A 23,562-nucleotide genomic window follows, 5' to 3' on the forward strand; every position below is an offset into this window, starting at 1 on the left:
ACTCGCCGACGGCTCGTCCCGGGCGTAGGTTCGAGGTGTTCGAGGTGTCCGCACGGAAGGCACCGGCGCATGCTCGAACTGCGGATAGGACTCCTCGGCGGTTTCCGGGTCCGGGTCGGCCCGCGGGAGGTCGCCGACGGCGACTGGTACCAGCGCAAGTCCCGGGACCTGGTCAAACTGCTCGCCCTCGTGCCCGGCCACCGGCTGCGCCGCGAGCGGGCCGCCGCCGCGCTCTGGCCCGAACTGCCGCCGCCGGCCGGCGCCGACCGGCTCCTCCAGGCCCTGGACGAGGCCCGTCGCACCCTCGACGCCCACCCCTCGGCCCCCCACCGCTACCTGGCCCCCGGCGACACCCCCGCGCTGCGCCCGGAGCTGGTCCGGGTGGACGTCGAGGAGTTCGAGCAGGCCGCCCTGCACGCCCGCCGCAGCCGCGACCCCGCGGCCTACGAGCGGGCCGTCGCCCGGTACCGCGGCGACCTGCTGCCCGAGGACCGCTACGAGGGCTGGGCGGTCCGGCGGGAGCAGGCCCTGCACGCCGAGTACCTGGCGCTGCTGGTCGAACTCGGCGGGCTGCGCGGGGCCCGCGCCGACCTGGACGGCGCCGCCGCCGTGCTGCGCCGGGCCGTGGCGGCCGACCCGCTGCACGAGGAGGCCTCGCTCGCCCTGATGCGGGTGCACGCGCTGGCCGGGCGCCGGCTCGCGGTGCTGCGCGAGTACGACCGGCTGGCCGCCGCGCTGGAGCGGGAACCGGACGGCGGCGGGCCCGGACCCGCCGCGCAGCGGCTGCGGGAGCGGGTCCGCACCGGCCGGGAGGTCCGGGCCGAACGTGCCGGTGAGCTCTGGGAGCGGATCGGCGACCTGCGGATGCGCTCCGGCGACACCGCCGGGGCCACCGCCGCGTACGGCTGCGCCCTGGAACCGGCCGTGGTCGACCTGCCCGCCTCGCCGGGGCTGACCACCCCGGCCGCACTGGTCGTGGTGGCGCGCGGCGGCCTGGTGCTGCGGGCGGCGCGCCTGCACCGCAAGGCGGCCGCCGCCCGGCTGGCGGACGGCGACGGCGCCGCCGCCGAACCGCATCTGATCGCGGCCGAGAGCGTGCTCGCCGGAGCCGGCGGCGACCCGGCAGAGACCGGCCGGCTGCTCGGGGTACGGGCCGCCTGGCTCGCCTCCACCGGCCGGGACGTGCCGGCCCTACGCGCCGCCGAAGCCGCACTGGCCGCCGCCGAGGAGCACGGCACCCCCGAGGACCTGATGGCGGCGGACGAGGCGCTGGCCCGCGTGCACCACGCCCGGGGCACCTGGCGGGAGGGTCTGCACCGCGACATCGAGCGGCTCGGCGCCGCCGCCGGGGACGCCAGGACGGACCGGCTCTTCGAGCTCCACGGCTGCCTCGGCCAGTACCAGCTGGTCGGGGACGGGCTGAGCGAGGGCGTCGAGGACTACGCCCGGCGGACGCTGGACCTGGCGATCGCCCGGGGCGCGCGCCGGGCCGAGGCCTTCGCCTGGTGTCTGCTCGGGGAGTCGCTGCTGCTGCGCGGCCGCTGGGACGAGGCACCGGGCTGCCTGGAGCACAGCGCCCACCTGCACGAGGAGCTGGGCGGCCCCGGCGGTGCCCTGCCCTGGCAGCGGCTCGCGGAGCACGCCGCCGGGCGCGGCGACAGCGCGGCCGCGGCCGACTTCCTGCGCCGGGCCGCGGCCGCCGCCGCTGCCGCACCGCCCGGGCGGCACTCGGTCGGCCGGCTGTACGCCACGGCGGCCTTCGACGCGGTCGAGCGCGGGGAGCCGGGCGAGGCCGTCCGGTCCGCGCGGGCCGCCGCCGCGGCCGCAGCCCGGTACGGCGAGTGCCCGACCTGTACGGCGCTGCTGTACCCGGTGGCGGCGGAGGCCTTCGCCGCCGTCGGCGACGCCGGGGGCGCGGCCGAGCACGCGGCGGCGGCGCAGGACGTCGCCGGGAGGTTCGAGAGCTCGGCGTGGCGGGCGATGGCGCAGTCGGCGCTCGGCTCGCTGGCGGCGGCGAAGGGCGACCGGGTGGGGGCCCGGGCCGGGCACCTGGCCGCCGCCCGGCTGTACGAGCGGGCCCGGCAGCCGTTCTGGGCCGCCCGGGAGAAGGTGCGGGCGGTGACCGGCGTCCCGGGGCCGGCGGACCTCGCGGGTGCGGGTGCGGGTGAGGGCGCGGGCTCCGCACCGGGTGCGGGTACGGCGGCGGATGCGGCGCTGTGCGGGGAGGCGGCGGCGGTGTTCGAGGCGCTGGGCGCCCGGCGGTCCCTGGAGCGGCTGCGCGCCGCTCCGGCCGGAGCGGGCGGGAGGCCGGGATGAGGAGCTCGCGGCGGAGCCGGGGATCCGGCGCACCAGGTGAGGTGGGACGAGATGGGACGGGACGGGATGGGACGAGAGGAGAGACGACCATGACCGGCAACGGTTACGCACACCCCGAGTCGCTGGTCCGCACCGAGTGGCTGGCCCAGCACCTGGACGACGGCACGATCCGCGTCGTCGAGGTCGACGAGGACACCACCGCGTTCGAGCAGGACCACATCCCCGGCGCCGTCGGCTGGAACTGGACCACCGACCTGCACAGCCCGGTGGGCCGCGACTACGTCGACCGCGAGGGCGTGCAGCGGCTGCTGCGCTCGGCCGGCGTGGAGGAGGACACCTCGGTGGTGCTGTACGGCGGCAACAACAACTGGTTCGCCGCGTACGCCTACTGGCTGCTGCGGCTGCGCGGCTTCGAGCAGGTGCGGCTGCTGGACGGCGGGCGCAAGAAGTGGGAGCTGGAGCAGCGCGAGCGCACCCCGGAGGTGATGGACTACCAGCACACCGGCTACCGGCTGCCCGGACCCGAGCACCCCGAGGTACGGGCGCTGCGCGACGAGGTGCTGGCCAAGGCGGAGGTCTTCGCCAAGCCGGGCTCGGACGCGGTGCTGGTGGACGTCCGCTCGCCCGCCGAGTACCGGGGCGAGGCGCTGGCCCCGCCGCATCTGCCGCAGGAGCAGGCACAGGTGCCCGGGCACATCCCCGGCGCGGTGAACATCCCCTGGTCGCAGGCGGCCAACGAGGACGGCACCTTCCGCTCGGCGGAGGAGCTGCGCGCCCTGTACGGCGGGCAGGGGGTGGAGCCGGAGCGCGAGGTGATCGCGTACTGCCGGATCGGCGAGCGCTCGGCGCACACCTGGTTCGCGCTGACCGAGCTGCTGGGCTACCCGCACGTCAAGAACTACGACGGGTCGTGGACCGAGTACGGCTCGCTGGTCCGGGCGCCGGTGGCGGTGGGGGCTTAGGGCTTGTCCGAGGGCCCGCACCCGGGTGCGCGTTACGGTGAGTTTCTTCGCATGAACATTTCATAACGGAGGCGTGGAGCAGGGCCGAACGGGACAGGGATCGAGCCGGATCACCCCAGTGATCGGCACCATCCCACCGTCCCAGTGACCCTGGAGGACCACCGTGCGCAAGAGGCTGATCGTCTCTGCCGCCAGCGCTGTCGCCCTGCTCCTGGCCGTTCCCGCGTCCGCCGCCCAGACCGGGCCCGGTGCGGCCGGCGCCGGGGACGCGTACTACCCGACCTACGGCAACGGCGGGTACGACGTCTCGCACTACGACATCCGGTTGAAGTACCAGCCCGCCACCGACGAACTGGAGGGCACCACCACCATCCTGGCCACCGCCACCCAGAACCTGTCCCGGTTCAACCTCGACTTCGCGCTCGACGTCAAGCAGGTCCTGGTCAACGGGCGGGTGGCCAAGTTCGCCGCCACCGGGGAGCAGGAGCTGGAGGTCACCCCCGACCGGCCGCTCGCCAAGGGCGCCCAGGCGACCGTCGTCGTCCGCTACGCCGGGATCCCGTCCAAGGTGAAGCGCTACGGCTTCACCGCCTGGCTGCGCTCGCCCGACGGCGGCGTGGCGGCCGGCGAGCCCGAGTCCGCCTGGTGGTGGTTCCCGAGCAACGACCACCCGACCGACAAGGCGACCTTCGACGTCTCGGTCCTGGTGCCCGACGGCAGCCAGGTGATCAGCAACGGCATCCTCACCGGCCAGACCTCCCAGGCCGGTTGGACCAGGTTCAGCTGGCGCGAGAACAAGCCGCAGGCCACCTACCTGGCCACGCTCGCCGTCGGCAGGTTCGACATCAGCACCGACACCACCCCGAGCGGCCTGCCCGTCTACAACGCGTACAGCAAGGACCTCGGCGACAACGCGGACGCGGCCCGCGCCAGCGTCGAGCGCACCGGCGAGCTGGTCGACTGGCTGAGCGGCTACTTCGGCGAGTACCCGTTCAGCTCGGTCGGCGGCTACGTCCCGAACGTCACCGCCGGCTACGGCCTGGAGACCCAGACCCGGATCTTCTACGGCCCGCGGCAGTTCGCGCGCGGCGCCAACACCTCGGTCGTCGTGCACGAGCTGGCCCACCAGTGGTACGGCGACAGCGTCTCCGTCCAGCGCTGGAGCGACATCTGGCTCAACGAGGGCTTCGCCCGCTACGCGCAGTTCCTCTGGTCGGAGCACGAGAACGAGGGCACGGCGCAGGAGCTCGCGGACTACGTGTACGCCTCCCACCCGGCCGACGACACGTTCTGGACCATCAAGCCGGGCGACCCGGGCGCCGACAACCAGTTCGCCGGCGCCGTCTACGACCGGGGCGCGGTCGCCGTCCAGGCGCTGCGCAACGCGGTGGGCGACGACGCGTTCTTCCGGATCCTGAAGGGCTGGCCGGCCGAGCGGAAGTACGGCAACGCGACCATCCAGCAGTTCCAGGCGTACGCCGAGCGGATCTCCGGGAAGCAGCTCGGGGACCTCTTCACCACCTGGCTGTTCACCCCGGCGAAGCCGGCGCTCTCCTCGGCCGGTGTCCCGGGGGCGGCCGTCACTCCGGCCGCCAAGGCGCCGGCGCAGGCTTCGGCACCCGCGCAGCCGCAGGAGCCGCAGGAGCCGAAGTCGTGGAAGGCGATCCAGCAGACCAACACCGTGCACGAGGCGCACTGACGCCCCGTCGGCGGTGCGGGTGACGTGCCCGTGCCCGGCCCGCAGCGCGCGGGCCGGGCACGGGCACGAGCACGGTCAGGCGTGGCCGAGCGCCAGGGCCTCGGTGAGGACCAGCTCCTCGACGCCGAACAGGAAGCGCTCGATGTCCGGGCGGGGGAGCACCGCCGGGTCGGCGGTCATCGAGAGCCGGAGCGCGTCGGGCGTCTGGAGGGCGTCCAGGGCGTAGGAGAGCCCGGGGCGCGGCTCGAAGTCGACCGGCCAGGTCAGTGTGGTCCTGGCCCGGGCCTGCGCCAGCGACTCCCCGGCGGGCGGGATCGCCGCGTCCTCGTCCTCCGGCCGCAGCGGCGGTGCCAGCTCCCGGGTGTCGTTGACGATGCAGGAGCGGTCGGCGAGCGGGACCTGCTCGGTGGTCAGCTTCTCGATGTCCTCGTCCAACAGCTGCTTGTCGTAGTACGCGTGGCGGTAGGCGGCGATCGTGGACGCGTGGGTGCGGCGGACCAGGGCGGCGAAGTCCTGTCCGGCGTCGGGCAGATGGAGGATGCTGTCGCCCGCCACCACGCTCACCGCGTGCGTGAGGCCGGGCAGGAAGCGGTTGTTGACGATGACCTGGAGCACCGGATCCGGGTGGCCGGACAGCCGGGAGGTCATCGTGGCCACCGCGGCCAGCAGGACGGAGGCGGAGCTGGCCCGGTGGCCGGCCGCGACCAGGTCGACGGCGCGGAGCAGGGCCGGGGAGCTCAACTCGGCGTTCGGGAAGCGCCGGTCGGGGTCGGCCCCGGCCGGGAGCGGGAAGAGCCGGGGCGGGCCGACGCGCAGCTTGCGCAGGGCGTGCTGCCGGGCGTTGGAGTCGCGCCGCCGGCCGCGGTCGGAGGTCTGGAACTCGGCCTCCTCAAGCGGCTGTTGGCTGGGCCGCAGCTCCCTGATCCGCTCCGGTGAGCTGCCCAGGACGAGGTCGGTGAGGTCCATCACGAGCTGGCGCATGCCCGTGCCGTCGACCGCGGTGTGGGACAGCACCAGCGTCAGATGCCGTACCAGGCCCTCGGATTCGACCAGGCCGACGCGGATCGGCCACTCCTCGGCGCAGTCGAAGGGCAGCGCCGCCAGTTCGTCGTGCAGGGCGCGGCCGGCCTCGTCCGCCTCCTGCCGGCCGCCGCCGCACGGTCGGGAGTGCACGGGCAGCCGCCCGGCGGGGTCGACGGTCTGCCGCAGCGTGCCGTCCTCGTCCCGGTGCAGCCGGGTGTGCAGGGAGTCGTGCAGGTGGAGCAGGTGCCCGAGGGCGTCGAGCACCGCGGGCACGGGAACGCCCGGGTCCACGGGGGTGGCCACCGTGATGTTGTAGCGCGGCGCGTCGGCCGGCGCGAGCCTGCTCACGGCGGTCCAGATGGCCCGCTGGCCCCAGGTGGCCGGTCCGGTGCCGGACCGGCCGGACGAGAAGGCGATCTCCAGCTGCTGACTCGTGGTCACCGTATGGCTCTCCGATGTGCGGTTCCGGGCCGGGCCGGGTGCCTGGCCCTGGAGGTTGGTCGGTACGCGGTGCCGGGTGGAACGAGTGTGGCGTACCGTCCCGCCCGCGTCGAGACTGGGAGCCCCGGGGTCTCGGTATGTGGCCGGGACCCGCGGGTCGGGAGGTGCGAGTCGGGAGGTGCGAGTCAGGAGGTGCGGGCCTGGCGCCTCAGGCCCGGCAGGTCGGCGGCCGGCCGTGGAACCGGACCATCTCGGCGAACAGCGCGCCGACGTCGAGCGGGTCGCCGGGCGGCGCCCCGCGGAGCTCGGCGTAGGCACGGTGCAGGTTGGGGACGAGCCGTTCGGAGTCGACCAGCCGGGCGAACTCGCCGAGCTCGCAGCCGCGGGCGGCCTGGAGCGGGGTGAGTCCGGCGGCCAGCCCGTCCCGGGCCACCTGCAGCACCCACCGCAGGTAGCGCTCCGATTCGTCGAACACCTCGGGGCCGCCCACCGGTCCGTGGCCGGTCACCACCGTCCGGGCGCCGAGGGACCGCAGCCGCTCGATCACCGCGATCGACTCGGCGACCGAGCCCATCGCGCAGAACGGCGTGACCCCCGACATCACGATGTCCCCGGTGAACAGCACGCGCTGCCCGGGCAGCCAGACCACCGTGTCGTCGGTGGTGTGCGCCGGTCCCGGGTGGATCAACTCGACCACGGTGTCGCCGACATGGAGCGTCACGCCGTCGCGGTAGGTCAGCGTGGGCAGGGACAGCTCGATGTCGCCCCAGCACACCTGCGGCCACAGCGTGGTCAGGTGCAGTCCGGCCGCGGCCATCTCGCTGCGGGTGCGCTCGTGGCCGATCACCAGGGCCTCGGGGAAGACGAAGTTGCCGAACGCGTGGTCGCCGTGGAAGTGGGTGTTGACCAGGTACTCCGGCATCGTCGGGGACACCGTTCGGACGGCCTCCCGCAGGCGGCGGGCCCGGGCCTCGGTCGCCGCGGTGTCGATCAGGGCCGTCCGGCCGCCCGAGACGACGAGGCCCGCGTTGTTGATGCACCAGCCGCCGCCCGCCTGGACGTAGGCGAAGACCCCGTCGGCGACCTCCTCCAGCCGGCCGTCGGTGCGGGGGTCGGTGGCTGCCTGCTCGGGTGCGGTCACGGGATTCTCCTGAGAGGTCCGGATGGTTCGGGCGGGGCCGTTCGGACCCGGGTCCCACCATCGCCGCCGGGCGTCGAGTACCGCTCGAACACCGGGGCCGGGCCCTCCCCCTCGGCCTCCATGTGCAGGTAATCGACATATCTCGGTTGATGACATATGGTCGGCACATGGCGGCCCGTCAACTGCAGTTGTCGGCAAGCCTTGTGACCGCCGCGCCGGCCTGCGCCCTTCGGCAGGGCCGCGCGATCACCGGGGTCGTCCGGGCTGTCCGGGCCGCCCCGGCGGTCCCCGGCCGCCTCCGCAGGCCGGGTCGGGCCGCTCGCCGCATGTTTCCCGGCGGGTGGCCGACCCCCCGCGGGCCACCACCACCGATCCCGTACTCCATGGGAGGACCGCAGTGCACCACCGTTCCCGCACGCCCAGGGCGCTCGGCGTCGGCATAACCGCCGCTCTGAGCCTGGTCCTGGCCGCCTCGCCCGCCCTGGCCGGACCGGCCGTCGACCCCGACCCCGTCCCCGGCCTGGTGGCCGGCGAGGGCACCGCCACCCCGCAGTTGGTCACCGGCCTGTCCGACGCCGCCCCCGGCAATCCGGCCGACGCCGCCCGGGCGTACCTCGCGGCCCACTCGGACCGGTACAAGATCGACCCCGGGCAGCTGGCCGAGATCGGCACCGAGCGCGCGGCCGACGGCCGGCGCACCGTCAGGTTCGAACAGCGCCACGGCGGACTCCCGGTGCTCGGCGCGCAGTACCTCGTCCACCTGGTCGGCGACGGCGCCGAGCAGCGGGTCGAGTCGGTCGGCGGCAAGTACTTCACCGGGCTCACCGCGCCGACCACCCCCGCCGTCCCGGCCCCGATCCTGCGCGAGCGGGCGCTCGACGCCGTCAAGGACCCGCGGGCCCGGGCCGGGGCCGCCGTCGAGGACCACGGCCTGGTCGTCCTGCCCGGCGGCGCCGGCCGACTGGCCCAGCACTTCACCCTGCGCGGCAGCGACCCGGCCACCGGCGACCGGGTGGTCCGCGAGGTCTACGTGGACGCCACCGTCGGCGTGGTCGCCCTCGCCCACGACGCCCGCGCCCCCTACTCGGTGGGCGGCGGCAGCGCCGCCGGTGCCGCGGCCGGTGCGAAGGCCGGGGCCAGGGCCGCCGGCAGTCCCGCCGCCCGCGCCGAGGCCGACACCGACGGTCGCGGCGGTGCCGTCGCCGGCGCCGCCGCCGGGGTCGAGCCCGCCACCGGTACCGCCCCGGACCTCTCCGGCCGCTCCGTCAAGGTGAACATCGGCCGCCTCCCGGACGGGAGCTACCAGCTCACCGACCTCACCCGGTCGGCCGCCATCACCACCTACGACGGGGCCGGCCGGGACTCCGACGACTTCAGGGGCGGCATCCCCGCCGACAGCGCCCCGGCCCACTCCGCGGGCCCGGACTTCCCCGCCTCCACCGGCACCAGCGGCGCCACCGACGCCCACGTCAACGCCGGTACCGTGTACGACTTCTACCGCAACCGGCTCGGCCGGGAGGGCCTGGACGGCAAGGGCGGTCCGATCACCTCCGTGGTCAACGTGACCGCCGGCGGCCAGTCGCTCCCGAACGCCTACTGGGACGGCTCGAAGATGGTCTACGGCAGCGGCGACGCCAAGTACCGCCAGTTCGCGGTGGCACTCGACGTGGCCGGGCACGAGATGACCCACGGCGTCATCGACCACACCGCCAAGCTCGCCTACGTCGGCCAGTCCGGCGCCATGAACGAGGCGCTGGCGGACTACTTCGGCAATGCCATCGAGGTGACCGCCCGCGGCCAGTCGATGAACGACCCGAAGGCCGCGCTGCTGGGCGAGTCCCTCTGCCGCACCGGTACCCCGGAGGCCTGCGCGTCACGCCGGCTCGACGACCACCGCACCACCGTGACCGACTACGTCGGTGCGGGGATCAGCGTCGACAACGGCGGGGTGCACCTCAACTCCACCATCTTCGGCGGGGCGTTGTGGGACATCCGGCGCACCCTGGACCCGCTGACCGCCGACCGGCTGGTCTACCGCGCGCTGACCGAGTACCTCACCCCGCTGGACGACTTCGTCGACGGCCGCAACGCGGTGCTCACCGCCGGCCGGGCGCTCAACCTGAACCGGGCCCAACTCCGCGCGGTGGAGAAGGCGTTCGACGCACACGGGATCCGGGCCGGCTGGCAGAGCCGACTCGGCCTGGACAGCCGCCCGCTGCTGCGCGACATCTCCACCTCGATGGCCGCCCCGGCCGCCGCCAACGGCCGCTGGGTGATGATGTCCAACACCGAGACCCTCAGCAAGACCGCCCTGTTCACCGGCGCCACCAACGGCTCCGGCACGCCCACCCGGCTCAGCCCGGAGGACGGCCGCTACCACGGCTGGGCCGCCACCGACGGCAAGTCCGCCGCCTGGGTGGCCATCGGCCCGGACGCCCAGGGCGTCTTCGGGATGGAACTGCTGACCAGCCCGCTGTCCGGCGGTCCGGTCCGCAGCCTGTACCGCTCCGCGAACCAGCAGCCCGGCGAACTCGGTGTGTCCGGTAACGAACTGGTCTTCCGGACGACCGACTACACCACGGACCGGACCACGATCCACCTCTACCGGGACGGCACCCAGGCCGCGGAGATCCCGCTGCCCGCGGGCCACTCCGCGGGGAGCCTCACCTTCAAGGACGGCACCATCGCCTGGTCCGAGCAGTGGGCCGTCGGGGAGGACTTCGTCCTGGCGCCGACCGTCTACTCGATCGCCGCCGGCAAGGTCACCGCCCAGTACCTGAACAGTGTCGGGCCCGGGGGCACCGACACCCTGCTCGCGGGCGGGCGGCTGCTCTGGAGGGAGACGCCCATCGACGGGTCCAAGCCGAGCTCGATCCGCTCCGGCGCCCTGGACGGCTCCGGTGTGACCGACGTGCTGCCCGCCGACTCGCCCGCCGCCGTGCGCGGCCTCTCCTTCACCGCCTCCGACCAGGCCGTCACCTTCGAGCAGCCGGGCAGCAAGCCCAGCAGCGGCTGGACCAACGCCGCGCTGCCCAAGCTCTGGCAGCTCCCGATCACCGGCGGCACCCCCCAGCGGCTCTCCTGCAACCGGGGCAGCCAGATCTACGCCGCGGCGGACCAGGGCACCCGGGTCGTCTGGCTGGACGCCACCGCAGGCCGCACCGACCTGGTGGTCCGCGACCGCCCGGCCGGCTCCTGCTGATCCCCGCCGACCCGCGGCCCGGCCGAGCCGCAGCCGTGGCGGTGCCCGGCGGGCGGGCGGCTCACCTGGGCGGGTGGCTCACGCGGGCCTGCGGGCCGAGGTCGAGACCAGGGTGTAGGACAGCGCCTCGAAGCCGGGCCTGCGGACCAGGGCGCGGAACCGCTCCAGCTCGTCGAGCGTGAGACCGGCGGCGAGCAGGGGCTCCTGGAGCTGGCGCGAGTTGATGTCGTGGAGGCGGGCGCCGCCGTCGTGGGACCAGCTCTCGGCGTGGACGGCGGTGTGCACCCCGCACAGCCCGAGGCCGGTCATCTCCGCGTGGACCCGGCGCCCCCAGTCCAGGTCGGCGCCCCGCTCGCCCAGGACGGCGAGGACGGCGTCGACGACCCGGGCGAAGAGCTCGCGCTCGGACGGGTCGGCGGGGGTGAGGACGGAGAGCGGGCTGCGGTCGAACTCCTCGACCAGCAGCACGCCGCCGGGCCGCAGGGCGCCGGCCAGGGTGGCGAGCACCGCGCGGCGTTCGGGCAGGTGGAGCAGGAGCAGCCGGGCGTGGATCAGGTCGAAGGGCCCGCCGGGCGGCGGCTCGTGCCGGACGTCGTGCCGCAGGACGCGCACCTCCGCGGCCGGCCCGGCTTCCCCGGCAGAACCCGCGGATTCGGTGGACCCGGTCAGCCGGGTCGGGTCGAGGTCGGTGGCCGTCACCGACCCCTCGGGGCCGACCAGCCGGGCGAGCAGCCGGGCGACCGAGCCGGCGCCCGCCCCGACCTCCCAGCAGTGGGCGCCCGCCGGGACCCCGAGCCGCTCCAGGTGGGAGGCGGTGATCGGGTCGAGGGCGGACTCCAGGACCCGGAGCTGGTCCACGGCCTCGTCGGCCCGGTTGTCGAAGGCGTAGTGCGCGTCGGTTGGCATCAGTGCGACTCCTGCGGTGCTTGGCGGGGCGGGGCGAGGGCGGCGAGCACACGGGCCGGGTCCCGGCGCGCGGCGGCGCCGTCCAGTGCGGTGGTGACCCGTCCGGCGCCGAGCACGGTGATCCGGTCCGCGATCGGGAGCACCTGGGCCGGACGCGGGGCGGCGAGCAGGACGGCCAGTCCGTCGGCGGCCAACCGGCGTGCCAGGTCGAGGACGTCGGCGGCGACGGCCGGGGCCAGGCCCTCGGTGGGCTCGTCCAGCAGCAGGACGCGGGGGCCGGTGAGCAGGGTGCGGGCGAGGGCGAGCATCTGCTGCTCGCCGCCGGAGAGGTGGTCGGCGCGCTGGTGCAGCCGCTCGCCGAGCCGGGGGAGCAGGTCGAGGACGCGCGCGGGCGACCAGGCGGTCGGCCGCCGCCGGTGGGCCACCTTCAGGTGCTCCGCCACCGTCAGCGACGCGAAGACCCGGCGCCCCTGGGGGACCAGGCCGATGCCGGCCCGGGCTCGGCGGTGGGCCGGGAGGCGGGTGACCTCGGTGCCGGCGAGCTCGATCCGGCCCGAGCCCACCGGGACCAGCCCGGCCAGTGCGTGCAGCAGGGTCGTCTTCCCGGCGCCGTTGGGCCCGAGCACGGCGTGCACCGAGCACCGGTCGGCCGTCAGGTCGATGCCGTGCAGCACGGTGCCGCCGTGGTACCCGGCCCGCAGGGAGCGTGTTTCGAGCATCCGCCTCACCCGGACCGGACGTCGAGGTAGGCCTCCCGGACGGCGGGGTCGGCGCCGATCTGCTCCGGAGTGCCGTCGGCGATCGCGCGGCCCTCGTGCAGGACGGTGATCCGGTCGGCCAGGGCGTTGACGAAGGCGAGGTCGTGCTCGATCAGCAGCACGGCGACCTCGGCGGAGACCTGCCGCAGGGCCGCCACCAGCCGGTCGCCCTCCGCCTCGGTGAGGCCGGCGGCCGGTTCGTCCAGCAGCAGGACCCGGGGCCGGGCGGCGAGCGCGGCCGCGATCTCCACCAGCCGCTGCTGGCCGTGGGACAGCCGGCCGGCGGGGTGGGCGGCCAGCTGCGCGAGGCCGACCCGGTCGAGCAGGTCGTGGCAGCGGCGCCCGAGCTCCCGGTACCGGCGGGGGCGCCAGAGCCCGCGCAGTTCGGTGTGTCGCCAGGCGGCGAGGGTGACGTTGTCCAGGGCGCTCAGGCTGTCGAGTACCGCCGGCTGCTGGAAGGTGCGGGCGATGCCCAGGCGGGAGCGCCGGGCCGGGCCGGTGCCGGTGATGTCCCGCCGGTCGAGGGTGATCCGGCCGGCCGACGGCGCGACCGTGCCGGCGAGCAGGCCGAGCACGGTGGACTTGCCGGCGCCGTTGGGGCCGATCACGGCGTGGCGGGCCCCGGGTTCGACCGTCAGGTCGAGGCGGTCGACGGCGACCAGTCCGCCGTAGCGGCGGGTCACCCCGTGGAGGGCGAGCAGGGCGCTCACGGGCCGGCCTCCGGGGAGGTGGTGCGGGCCGCGGGCCGGGCGGGAGGCACCGGCGGCGAGCCCTGCGGGAGCCGGGGCGGCAGCGGTGGGCGAGGGAGCCGGGGGAGGCGGATCCCGGCGAACCCGCGGGGCAGCAGGTACACGGCGGCGATGAACAGGGCACCGAGCAGCAGCGGCCCGTGCCCCGGCCAGTGCGCGGCGAGCTGGTCCCGCGTGATCAGCACCAGGGCGGTGCCGGCGAGCGCGCCCGGCGGCGAGGTCACGCCGCCGAGCACGGCGGCGAGCAGGCACAGCGAGGAGGTGGTGAAGCCGACGTCGGCGGGGGAGACGTAGCGCTGCGCGGTCACCAGCAGGTGGCCGCCCACCCCCGCCAGGACGGCGGCCCCGACGTGGGCGCCGAGCAGGACCAGGGTCACCGGGTGGCCGCCGGCGCGCATCCGCGGCTCGTGGTCGCGGCACCCGGCGAGCAGGAGCCCGAGGGGCGAGCGCAGCACCAGGACCGTCGCCGCGGCCGCGCAGGCCGCGACGGCGACCACGTACCGGTAGACCGCCGGGTCGTCGGTCAGCGGCGCCGTGCCCCAGAGCACCCGGAGCGGCGGAATGCCGGCCAGGCCGTCGGTGCCGCCGGTGACCGAGCTCCAGCGGGCCGCCGCGGTGGCGGTCAGCTCTCCCAGCGCCAGTGTGATCATCAGGACCGTCACGCCCCGGGCCCGGGCCACGACCGGTCCGGTCAGCAGTGCGAACAACGCGGCGGCCAGGGCCGCGGCGGCGAGCTGCACCGGGGCGGTGTCGACGCCCGCGCGGCCCAGCAGCGCGGTGGTGTAGGCGCCGACCGCGTACGGCGCGGCCTGGCCGAGCGTGGGCAGCCCGGCCCGGCCGGTGAGGACGGTGATGCCGACGGCGGCCAGGCCGAGCGCGGGTATCGGGGTGAGCAGGCCGAGTGTCGACTCGTCGACCAGGGCCGGCACGGCGAACAGGGCGAGCGCGGTCGCCGACAGCGCCCGGAGGGCCGGGTGCACGGCCGGACGGCGGCCCGGCGGCCGGGTTCCGCCGCCCCCGGTCATCCGCGGGCTCCACGGGCTCCGTCGGCTCCACGGGTGCCGCGGCCGCGCAGGACGAGCGCCGCGGCCATCGCCGCGAACAGGAGGTAGGGGGCGAGGTCCGGTGCCAGGTCGACGCCGAGGGTCTGCACCTCGCCCACGGCCACCGCCGCCACCAGGGCGCCGAGGACCGAGCCCAGGCCGCCCAGCACCACCACGATCAGCGAGAGCAGCAGGACGGTGTCGGCGGTGCGCGGGCCCGGGCCGATGATGGGGGCGCCGAGGACGCCCGCGAGGCCCGCGAGGGCTCCGGCGCCCGCCAGCACGGCGGCGTGCACCACCCGGGGGTTGGTGCCCAGCCCCGCGACCATCGCGGCGTCGTCCACCGTGGCCCGCAGCAGCGCGCCGGCCCGGGTGCGGCGCAGCAGGAGCTGCCCGGCCGCCGCCAGCAGCGCCGCCACCAGGATGAAGACCAGCCGGTAGACCGGGTAGCGGTGCCCGCCGAGGTCGGCGCTGCCGTCGAGGGCCGACGGCAGGGCGACCGGGAGGTCGTCGGGCCCGGCGAGCGTACTGAGCAGGTCGCCGCCGACCAGCGCCACGCCGAAGGTGAGCAGCGCCTGGGAGAGGTGGCCGCGCCGGCGGACCGGCGCGGTGAGCGCGGCGAGCAGCCCGCCCCCGGCGCCGGCCGCCGCGGTGCCGACGGCCAGGGCGAGCAGCAGCCCGCCCCACGAGCCGTCCGACAGCGTGGCGGCCGTGTACGCGCCGACGGCGTAGAGGGTGCCGTGGGCGAGGTTGAGGACGTCGCCGGTCCCGAACGCCAGCGTCAGGCCGGCCGCCGCCACGTACAGCAGCAGGCCGTAGGCCACGCCGTCGACCGCGGGCACCAGATGTGCGTCGATCAGGCCCATCGGCCGACCTCCCCGCTCCCCGGTACCCGGTCAGTTCCCGATGGTGGCGAGGTCCTGGACCATCTGGTTGGACAGGGCGCGGCCGTCGCTCTTGACCTCGCGCAGGTACCACTTCTGCACCGGCGAGTGGGTGTTGCTGCCGAACTGCCAGGTGCCGCGCGGGCTGTCGATCTGGCCGAGGCCGGCGATGGCGGTGTTCAGCGTCTCGGAGTCGAGCGTGGCGCCCGCCGCGCCGATCGCCTTGTCGAGCACGGAGGCGGCGTCGTAGGAGGCCATCGCGTACGTGGTGGGCGGGGACTGGTACTTGGACTGCCAGGCCGAGACGAAGGCCCGGTTGGCCGCGTTGTCGAGGTCCGGGGCGTAGTTGAGCACCGAGCGGATCCCCTTGGCGGCGTCGCCCTGGGCGGTCAGCACGCCGCCCTCGGTGAGGAACCCGGCGGCGTACAACGGGGTGCCGGCCAGGTCGGACTGGGCGTACTGCTTGACGAAGTCGACCGCCGCGCTGCCGGCGTAGAAGCAGTACACCGCCTTGGCCTTGGAGTTCTTGATCTTGTTGAGGTAGGGGGTGAAGTCGGTGGTGCCGGGGAACGGCGTGAAGGTCGCCTTGCCGCCGCCGGCGAGCTGCCCGCCGGCCTTGGCGAACGCGTCGGTGAACCCGCGCAGTTCGTCCCAGCCGCCCTGGTAGTCGGGCCCGATCGCGAAGACCGGCCCGTCGACGGTGTCGTGCACGTACTGGGCGATCGCCGCCCCGGGCTCGTCCGACATGAAGCTGGTGCTCCACTGCCGGCTGACCTCCTTGACGGCGGGGCGGCCGTTGGAGCTCACCAGGGGGATCCCGGCGTCGCCGAGCAGCGGAGAGATCGCGGCGACCGAGCCCGCGCCGACCACACCGGTGACGGCCAGGACCTTGTCCTGCTTGACCAGCTTGGTGGCGGCGGGCAGGGCGGTCGGCGCGCCGTCGCCCTCGTCGGCGATCACCAGGTCGACCGGGTGGCCGCCCAGTCTGCCGCCGTGGGTGTCCAGGTAGAGCTGGAAGCCGTCCCGCAGATCGGTGCCGACGGACTTGTACGTCCCGGAGAGCGACGCCAGCAGCCCGATCTTCACCGTGCCCGCACCGCCGCCGGCCGCGTCGCCGCCGCGGTGGCCGCCGGAGCAGCCGGTGGCGAGCAGCAGGGCGGCGAGGAGGACGCACCCGCGGGCCGACGGGCGGGCGGCGCCCCCGGTCGAGCGGCGTCCGAGGATCGGTGGCATGTGGGCTCCCGGAGTAGGGGTGGCGGACCGGTGTCGAGGACCGGTCAGGAGGGTGTGTCGAGCAGCTTGGGGCGGGCCGTGGGGGTGAGTTGCGGGCCGACCTGGTTGATCAGCTCGGCCATCTCGAAGGACACCTGGCCGATGTCGCAGGCCTTCGAGGCCAGCACCAGCAGCGAGGCGCCGGTGCTGACCGCCATCGAGAACAGGAAGCCGCCCTGCAGTTCGGTCAGGTTGCTGATCACCGGCTCGGCCTTCAACAGCCGTCCGGCGCCGGCCAGCAGGCTGACCAGACCGGACGCGATCGCGGCGAGCTGGTCGGCGTGCGCGGTGTCGACCTCGGCGGTGGCCGCGATCAGCAGCCCGTCGGCGGACACCGCCACCGCGTGGGTGATCTCCGGGACCCGGGCCGCGAAGTCGTTCAGCAGCCAGTCGAGATCGTGGGTCGAAGGGGAGGTCATGCGTCTTCCTTCTGGTTCGGGGTGGAGAGGAGGGGCTTGGGGGCGCCGCGTCCGGCGCGGCTGGCGCCGATGCCGCGGGCGTAGGCGGCCATGGAGGCCGAGACCTGCCCGGGGTCGCGGTGTGCCAACCCGTGCGAGGGGTGGGTGACGGGCTGGGGCGACTCGGGCGGCTGGGGCGACTCGGGGGTGCCGGGGGCCGCCGGGTGGGCGGTGCCTGGCTCGGTGCCGGCCTCGGTGCGCGGTCCCGCCGGCCGTCGGCGCCGGGGCAGGCCGCTCCCGGTGGTGCCGGCGCTCGCCGCCTCCGCCGGGGGCGGTACCGGGAGCGGCCCGGCCGGTGCCGGGAGCGGTGCCGGCGCGGTGGCGGGGGGCGCGTCCGGGGCGGCGGCCGGTGCCGCGGTCGGAGGCAGGGCGGGTACCGCTACCGGTACCGGGGGCAGGCCGGGAACAGGGGCCGGGGGCAGGCCGGGAACGGGGACCGGGGTCGGGCCGGGTACCGGTGCCGGGGTCGGGGCGGGAACGGGGACCGGGTCGGCGGCCTTGGCCAGGCCGAACACCGAGTCCGGGAGGGTGACTTCGGCGATGGTGCCACCGCCGGGGCGCGGGCGCAGTTCGACCCGGATGCCGTACCAGGACGCCAGGTGCCCGACCACCGTCAGGCCCATCGCGCGGACGGCGGCGATCTCGACCGGCGGGGGCGCGGCGAGCTTCTCGTTGGCGGGTGCCCAGCGGTCCTCGGCCAGGCCGATGCCCTGGTCGCAGACCTGGATCACGAGCCGGTCCGTCAGCAGCCTGGCCTCGGCGGTCACCCTGGTCTCGGGCTTGGAGAAGGCGGTGGCGTTGTCGAGCAGTTCGGCGACCAGGTGGACCAGGTGGTCCACCGCCCGGCCCTCGATCAGGACGCCCTGGTCCGTCGTCCCGACGTCGACCCGCGTGTAGCGCTCGATCTGGGCCGCCGCCGCCCGCAGGACGTCCTCGACGGGGGCGTCCCCCGACCGCACCCGGGCCGTCGCCTCGCCACCGAGGACGAGCAGGCTGTGGTTGTTGCGGCGCATCCGGTTGGCCAGGTGGTCGAGTTCGAAGAGCCGGGCCAGCCGTTCGGGGTCGGGCTCGTCCCGCTCGGCCGCGTCCAGCGCCCGGACCAGTGCGCCGGTCAGCCGCTCGGCCCGGCGGGCCAGGCCGACGAAGACGGTGCCCATCCGGTCGCGCATGGCCGCCTGTTCGGCGGCGATCCGCACGGCCTCCCGGCTGACGGTGTTGAAGGCGGCGCCGACCGCGGCGATCTCGTCCCGGCCGCGGACCTCGACGGCGTCGCCCGCCGCGGCGGCGAACTCCTCCGGCGTCGCCCCGCCGAGGGCGCCTCCCGTGGACAGGGCGGCGACGGCCGCGGGCAGGCGCTCGTGGGCGACCGCGTGGGCGGCGTCGCGCAGCCGGCGCAGCTCCCGGATCATCGGCCGGCCCAGCCGCAGGGTGAGGACGATCACCGCGATCACCGCCAGCAGCACTGCCACGCCCTCGCTCAGGGCCAACCTGCGCTGCGCGTTGCGGAAGTCGGTGACACTGGCGAGCGTCGAGGCGTCGACCTTCTGCTCGACGCGCTGGAGCCGGTCGGTCCGCTCGTCCGTCACCGTTGTCCAACTCGCGTCCACCGGCAGCGGTTGGCCCGGCGCGGTACGGGCGACGGCGTCCTCCAGCCGGCCCGCGGCGATGATCCCGGGACCGGTCAGCGACCGGTCCAGCCAGGTCTGCCACTCCGGGGTGGCGGCCCGCTGGAACTCCAGGACGGCCTCGGTGTATCCGGTGCGGGTGGCGGTGATCGCCTGCTGCGCGGCCGGGGTGAGGACTCCGGAGGCCCGCGAGGTCAGGACCGCGACCTCCTGCTGGCTCACCGACTCCTGGGCCCGGGCCAGGGCCACTCCGCTGTTGATCCGGTCCGCGAGGTCGGCCCCGGCCCGCCCGGCCTCGGCGACGTCGCCCCGGTAGGCCAACAGGTCGGCGATGAGGATCCGGTAGCGGAAGGTGGTCGCGGACAGGGCGGTGCTCGGGCCCGACTCCACCTGCTTGCGGAGCGCGGGCAGGGCCGCCAGGTCGTCGTCCACCTGGCGCAGGAGCCCCACGGTGTTGCCCCGGCCCGCGTGCATCCGGCCCCGCAGTTGGCGGTACTCCGCGATGCTCGCGTCGGTCGCCTGGATCTGCCGGAGGTAGGCGTTGGTCCGGTCGGGATTGGCCTCGCCGGTCAACAGCGCTGCGGCGCAGGTGCGTTCCCGTTGCAGCTGGCGTGTCAGGTCGCCGGCCTGGGCGCTGATGGCGACCATCGAGCGCAGCTGCGCGGCGCCGAACACCTGTCCGGCGGTGATGCGCAGGGCGAGCGCCGCGAAGGCGACCACCGCGAGCAGCGGTACCGTGGCGAGGATGGCGAGTTTGCGGGTGATCCTCACCGGGCCGGTCCTCCGGCCGTCGGCAGGGGGTTGGTCGGGCCTTGCTGGTGAGCAGTCATGGCGCGCCTTGCGTGGTGATCGGAGGGAGCGGGCGGGGAGTTGAGGGTGCGTCAGCCGCTGGGTCGGTCCTCCATCGGGCGCGTACCTGACATGATGCTGCGCCGATCATAGTGGCGGCGGTCGATCACGTCTTCGAAACCTGCGGAAGCCTAGCCAACTGATGAGGCGTTAGAAAGTCCCCTGGTGATCCCCGTGTCCGGTCGGGCTCCGGGCCCCCGTTCCGGCGCGCCCCCGGCTTCCCCTCCGAGGCGGTGCCACCTCGTGGGTGCTACCTCGCGGGCGCTACCTCGCCGGGGTGGCCGGAGCCGGGTCGGCGGGCTTCGCGGCGGTTCGGGGCCTGCGGAGGAAGAGGACGAGGACGGACACGAGGCCACGCGCAGCGCCCGGACCGGCCCGGCAGGTCGACGGCCGGTCACATTACGTCGGGATGACTGATGCCCGTCGGGAGGCGCCCCGTCTATCGTCGATGACGTCACCCCGCCTCGTCCGAGCCGAAAGCAGGCCTTCCACCCCTATGCTGTTCCGTTCCACCACCGAGACCGACCTCGACCGCGTCACCGCCGTGACGGTCGACGAACCCATCGGCTGGATCCCCGCCGACCGCTACCTGGAAGAACTGGCCGAGGGCATGTACCGGCCGGAGTGGACCTGGATCGCCGAGGACGGCGACCGGATCGTGGCCCGCGCCCTGTGGTGGGGCCAGGCCTCCAGCGAGCACCCGATCGCACTGGACTGCCTGTACGTCGACCCCTCGGTCGGCGACCGGGCGGCGGTCGCGGCCGGGCTGATCACCGCGAGCCTGCGGGCCTTCGCCGAACAGGGGGCCACCAAGCCCCCGCTGTACAACGTCACGCTGCCGAACGGCTGGCGCGAGGACCCGGCCGTCGTCGCCGCCCTGGCCTGGCGGCAGGAGGCCGCCCTGGCCGCCGGGCTCACCGACGAGGTGGAACGGCTGCGCCTGGAGTGGACCCCCGACGCCGGGCTCCCGGCCTCCAGCGGGCGCCTCACCTTCACCGAGGGCTCGGACGAGGAGTTCCTCGACGTCTTCCGGCGGATCGCGGTGGGCAGCCTGGACGGCGAGACGCGCCGGAACGTGGCGTCCATGGGCGTCGAGGCCGCCGCCCAGGACGAGGTGGACTTCTATCTCAGCTGCCCGGGCGAGCGCGCGTGGTGGCGCCTGGCCCGCACCCTGGACGGGCAGGTCGCCGGACTGGCCCTGCCGTCGGCGACGCCGTACAACCGCAACGTCGGCTACCTGGGCGTCGTCCCCGAACTGCGCGGACAGGGGTACGTCGACGACGTGCTCGCCGAGATCACCCGGGTGCAGGTGGAGGCGGGCGCCGAGCTGATCACGGCCACCACGGACACCGACAACGCCCCGATGGCCGCCGCCTTCGCCCGGGCCGGCTACCGGACCGCCCAGACCCGGATGATCTACTCGGTGCCGGACGCCTCCGCGGCAGCGCCGCAGGATCCGGCCTCGTAGGCTTCGACCCCGCACGCTCCGACCCCGCAGGCTCCGGCCTCATGAGGCCAGCAGCGTGGCGAGCTCGGTGCGGGAGCTGACGCCGAGCTTGGGGAACGCCCGGTAGAGGTGGTGCCCGACCGTGCGCGGGCTCAGGAACAGCTGCGTGCCGATCTCCCGGTTGCTCGCACCGGCGGCGGCCAGCCGGACCACCTCGCGTTCCTGCGGGCTCAGCAGACTGATCGGCCCGTCATGGCGGGCGGTCAGCCCGGTCTCCCCGCCCGCTGCTCCCAGCTCCGCCCGGGCGCGGTCGGCCCAGGGCCGGGCGCCGAGCCGCTCGAAGACCTCCAGCGCGGCGCGCAGCTGCTCCCGGGCGTCGATCTGGCGCCGCAGGCGGCGCAGCCATTCCCCGTGGACCAGCGCGGTGCGGGCCCGGTCGTAGTCGCTGCCGCCCTCGTGCAGGGCCAGCGCCGCCGTGAAGTGCTCCTCGGCCACCCGGTCGGAGCCGGTCAGGGCCTGGCAGCGGCGGGCCAGGGCGGACAGACCGGGCCGCCCCAGCGCCGCGGCCCACTCCCCGAGCAGCCGTGCCGGCTCCGCCGCCCGCTCCGGGCGGCCGGCCCGCACCGCCGCCTCGACCAGGTCCGCCAGCAGGGGCAGCGAGAGCAGCGGATGGGCCGCCTCCCGCAGCGCCGACTCCAGCGGCTCCAGCGCCGCCTCGGCCCGGCCGAGGCCGAGTTCGAGCAGGCCCAGCGCCCACAGGGCGTCCGCGCTGCCCCGGCCCACCCCGCGCGGCCGGGTGTAGTCCAGGGCCTCGCCGGCCAGCGCCCGGACCTGCTCCTCCTGTCCGCGGACGCCCGCCAGTACGGCCAGGGCGGCGCGCAGATGGGCGGCCCGGTGGGCCAGGTCGTAGTACTCGGCCAGCCGGAGCCCCTCGGTGGCGTGCGCGGACGCGTCGTCGTGGCGGCCGAGCGCCAGCTCCGTCAGGGCCAGCAGGTGGAGCGTGGTGGGCAGCCAACCACTGATGCCCTGGTCGCGGCAGTGGGCGACCGCTCCGGCGGCGGCCTGCCGTGCGGCCGCGTGGTCGCCGGTCAGCCGGCAGTAGATCCCGGTCATCAGCTGGTCCATCACACCGGTGGCGCCGTCCGGGCCGCTCTCCACGAGCGCGCGCAGTGTGTCGAGTGCGTCGAGTCCGCCAGGCACGTCACCGCCGAACAGCCGGGCGGGTACGGCCAGGACCGGCAGGTCCGGGGCGCGGGACGCGACCTCCCCGATCAGCGCGGCGTCCCCCGCGGCGAAGGCCGCGTGGACCGCGTCGGCCAGCAGCGACGCCGTCGTGTCCGGGAGGTCGGCGCCGGTGAGGTCGGCGCTGTCGACCAGGATCCGGGCGGCCGTCTCCGGCCTGCGGTAGCCCAGCTCGACCACCGCCCGGGCGCGGGCGAAGTCCGCCGCCACCCCCGGGTCCTCCAGCGGCAGCGGCACCTGGTCGGCCAGCATCGCGCACCGCTCGTCCTGCCCGGCGTCGGCGGCCTTCTGCGCCGCCCGGACCAGGCGGCGCCCACGCCGCTGCGGATCCGCGGTGAGCTGGGCGGCGCGCTCGTAGGCGGCGGACGCGGACGCCATGGCCTGCCGGCTCCCGGCCCACTCGGCGACCCGCTCCAGCTCCTCGGCGACCCGCTCGTCCGGGCCCGTCGACGCGGCGGCCAGGTGCCAGGCCCGCCGGTGCACCTGGCCGGCGGCGCCGAGCGCCTCCGCCAGCGCCCGGTGCGCGGCGATCCGCCGGGCGAGCGGGGCGCCCTGGTAGGCGGCGTACCGCACCAGCGGGTGCCGGAAGCGCACCGCCGCCCCGGACAGCAGCAGGAAGCCGGAGCGTTCCGCGGGTTCGAGGTCCTCGACCGTGCCGCCGAGCGGCTCCGCTGCCCGCAGCACCAGCGCCAGATCGCCGGTGTCGTCGGCGGCGGCCACCAGCAGCACCGCCTGGGCGGCTTCGGGCAGCCGCCGGATCTGCTCCAGGAAGCCGTCCCGGATCCGGCTCGGCAGCCCGGCGGCCGCCTCGGGCAGCGCCAACGGGCCCAGCCGCCCGGCCCGCTGGGCCGGGGTCAGCGCGGCCGAGAGCTCGATCAGGGCCAGCGGGTTGCCGCCCGCCTCCTCGATGACCCGGTCCGCGACGTACGGCGGCAGGCCGGGCAGCAACTCCGCGGCGGCCGCGGGGTCGAGGCCCTCGACGAGCAGCCCGGGCAGTCCCTTCACGGTGGCGCCGGGCGCCCCGTCGCGGACGGCGAAGAGCATCACGACGCCCTCCGCCCGCAGCCGGCGCGCGGCGAACGTCAGCATGTCCACCGACGGCTGGTCGAGCCACTGCGCGTCGTCGACCAGGCACAGCAGCGGGCCGTCGGTGGCGGCCTCCGACAGCAGCGTCAGGACCGCGAGGCCGACGGTGAAGCGGTCGCGCACGCCGTCGCCGGTCAGCCCGAAGACCGCCCGCATGGCCGCGGCCTGCGGCTGCGGCAGGGCGTCGACGAGGTCCAGGACGGGCAGGAACAGCTGGTGGAGGCCGCCGAAGGCCAGTTCCATCTCCGACTCGATGCCCTCGACGCGCAGGACGCGCACGCCCTGCGCCCGTTCGGCGGCGTGGTCGAGCAGCGCGGTCTTGCCGATTCCGGCCTCACCGTGCACCAGCAGGACCCCGCTCGTCCCCTGCCGGGCGTCGGCGAGCAGCTGCTCGATCCGGTCCCGCTCCGCTTGCCGCCCCCGCACGCCGTGCCCCTGTCCCCGTGTACCGATCGCCCT

14 protein-coding genes and 1 pseudogene are annotated in these 23,562 nt (G+C 75.6%); 5 read left to right on the top strand and 10 right to left on the bottom strand.

The genetic code is table 11. From position 1 onward, the window contains the following. Positions 1-69 precede the first annotated feature (69 nt). The 3 genes from ACFVVX_RS08615 to ACFVVX_RS08625 all read left to right on the top strand — a co-directional run bounded on the left by ACFVVX_RS08615 (position 70) and on the right by ACFVVX_RS08625 (position 4,977). On the top strand, positions 70-2,316 hold the full coding sequence (locus tag ACFVVX_RS08615) for a BTAD domain-containing putative transcriptional regulator (RefSeq protein ID WP_387942889.1): 2,247 nt from the start codon (positions 70-72) through the stop codon (positions 2,314-2,316). Positions 2,317-2,405: 89 nt separating this feature from the next. Continuing rightward, complete coding sequence (locus ACFVVX_RS08620) at positions 2,406-3,278, top strand: sulfurtransferase (protein WP_387942891.1); 873 nt, start codon at positions 2,406-2,408, stop codon at positions 3,276-3,278. 163 nt (positions 3,279-3,441) lie between these two features. Beyond that, positions 3,442-4,977, top strand: a complete 1,536-nt coding sequence (locus ACFVVX_RS08625; protein ID WP_387942893.1) for a M1 family metallopeptidase — start codon at positions 3,442-3,444, stop codon at positions 4,975-4,977. Between the two features lie 75 nt (positions 4,978-5,052). On the opposite strand, the gene ACFVVX_RS08630 is transcribed toward ACFVVX_RS08625, so the two are convergent. Together ACFVVX_RS08630 and ACFVVX_RS08635 are read right to left on the bottom strand one after the other, a co-directional pair. After that, the gene (locus tag ACFVVX_RS08630) at positions 5,053-6,441 is read right to left on the bottom strand and encodes a condensation domain-containing protein (protein ID WP_387942895.1); all 1,389 of its coding nucleotides are present in this window, start codon (positions 6,439-6,441) and stop codon (positions 5,053-5,055) included. Between the two features lie 208 nt (positions 6,442-6,649). Then, positions 6,650-7,582: an MBL fold metallo-hydrolase gene (locus ACFVVX_RS08635; RefSeq protein WP_387942897.1), complete on the bottom strand. Its 933-nt coding sequence runs from the start codon at positions 7,580-7,582 to the stop codon at positions 6,650-6,652. Positions 7,583-7,979: 397 nt separating this feature from the next. Between ACFVVX_RS08635 and ACFVVX_RS08640 the strand changes: the two genes are divergently transcribed. Further along, entirely contained in the window at positions 7,980-10,784 is a 2,805-nt protein-coding gene (locus ACFVVX_RS08640) for a M4 family metallopeptidase (RefSeq protein ID WP_387942899.1), read from the top strand. 78 nt (positions 10,785-10,862) lie between these two features. On the opposite strand, the gene ACFVVX_RS08645 is transcribed toward ACFVVX_RS08640, so the two are convergent. The 7 genes and pseudogenes from ACFVVX_RS08645 to ACFVVX_RS08675 all read right to left on the bottom strand — a co-directional run bounded on the left by ACFVVX_RS08645 (position 10,863) and on the right by ACFVVX_RS08675 (position 19,250). Further along, a complete protein-coding gene (locus ACFVVX_RS08645) occupies positions 10,863-11,690 on the bottom strand; it encodes a class I SAM-dependent methyltransferase (protein ID WP_387942901.1) in 828 nt (275 codons plus the stop codon). Further along, a complete protein-coding gene (locus ACFVVX_RS08650; protein WP_387942903.1) occupies positions 11,690-12,409 on the bottom strand; it encodes an ABC transporter ATP-binding protein in 720 nt (239 codons plus the stop codon). Before ACFVVX_RS08650 ends, ACFVVX_RS08645 begins: the two co-directional genes overlap by 1 nt. Positions 12,410-12,414: 5 nt before the next feature. Beyond that, positions 12,415-13,158, bottom strand: coding sequence for an ABC transporter ATP-binding protein (locus ACFVVX_RS08655; protein WP_387942905.1), 744 nt, complete (start codon positions 13,156-13,158; stop codon positions 12,415-12,417). Further along, a pseudogene (locus ACFVVX_RS08660) lies at positions 13,155-15,106 on the bottom strand (ABC transporter permease). Before ACFVVX_RS08660 ends, ACFVVX_RS08655 begins: the two are co-directional and overlap by 4 nt. Before the next feature lie 30 nt (positions 15,107-15,136). Further along, positions 15,137-16,357 (bottom strand): ABC transporter substrate-binding protein, encoded by a 1,221-nt coding sequence (locus tag ACFVVX_RS08665; RefSeq protein ID WP_387942907.1) that lies wholly within the window; start codon positions 16,355-16,357, stop codon positions 15,137-15,139. A 44-nt stretch (positions 16,358-16,401) separates the two neighbouring features. After that, entirely contained in the window at positions 16,402-16,815 is a 414-nt protein-coding gene (locus ACFVVX_RS08670; protein WP_387942909.1) for a roadblock/LC7 domain-containing protein, read from the bottom strand. After that, positions 16,812-19,250, bottom strand: coding sequence for a nitrate- and nitrite sensing domain-containing protein (locus ACFVVX_RS08675; protein ID WP_387942911.1), 2,439 nt, complete (start codon positions 19,248-19,250; stop codon positions 16,812-16,814). Before ACFVVX_RS08675 ends, ACFVVX_RS08670 begins: the two co-directional genes overlap by 4 nt. Before the next feature lie 574 nt (positions 19,251-19,824). On the opposite strand from ACFVVX_RS08675, the gene ACFVVX_RS08680 reads away from it, so the two are divergent. Beyond that, on the top strand, positions 19,825-20,796 hold the full coding sequence (locus tag ACFVVX_RS08680) for a GNAT family N-acetyltransferase (protein ID WP_387942913.1): 972 nt from the start codon (positions 19,825-19,827) through the stop codon (positions 20,794-20,796). A 39-nt stretch (positions 20,797-20,835) separates the two neighbouring features. Here ACFVVX_RS08680 and ACFVVX_RS08685 read toward each other — a convergent pair whose 3' ends face one another. Further along, a complete protein-coding gene (locus ACFVVX_RS08685) occupies positions 20,836-23,529 on the bottom strand; it encodes an ATP-binding protein (RefSeq protein ID WP_387942915.1) in 2,694 nt (897 codons plus the stop codon). Positions 23,530-23,562: the final 33 nt, after the last annotated feature.

Source organism: Kitasatospora sp. NPDC058170 (assembly GCF_042883905.1).
In the GTDB taxonomy this organism is placed as follows: Bacteria; Actinomycetota; Actinomycetes; order Streptomycetales; family Streptomycetaceae; genus Kitasatospora.

Bases quoted from the DNA above. Each gene is read 5' to 3' on its own strand.
- ACFVVX_RS08615 (WP_387942889.1), top strand. From the start codon at position 70: ATGCTCGAACTGCGGATAGGACTCCTCGGCGGTTTCCGGGTCCGGGTC.
- ACFVVX_RS08620 (WP_387942891.1), top strand. From the start codon at position 2,406: ATGACCGGCAACGGTTACGCACACCCCGAGTCGCTGGTCCGCACCGAG.
- ACFVVX_RS08645 (WP_387942901.1), bottom strand. From the start codon at position 11,690: ATGCCAACCGACGCGCACTACGCCTTCGACAACCGGGCCGACGAGGCC.
- ACFVVX_RS08650 (WP_387942903.1), bottom strand. From the start codon at position 12,409: ATGCTCGAAACACGCTCCCTGCGGGCCGGGTACCACGGCGGCACCGTG.
- ACFVVX_RS08665 (WP_387942907.1), bottom strand. From the start codon at position 16,357: ATGCCACCGATCCTCGGACGCCGCTCGACCGGGGGCGCCGCCCGCCCG.
- ACFVVX_RS08670 (WP_387942909.1), bottom strand. From the start codon at position 16,815: ATGACCTCCCCTTCGACCCACGATCTCGACTGGCTGCTGAACGACTTC.
- ACFVVX_RS08680 (WP_387942913.1), top strand. From the start codon at position 19,825: ATGCTGTTCCGTTCCACCACCGAGACCGACCTCGACCGCGTCACCGCC.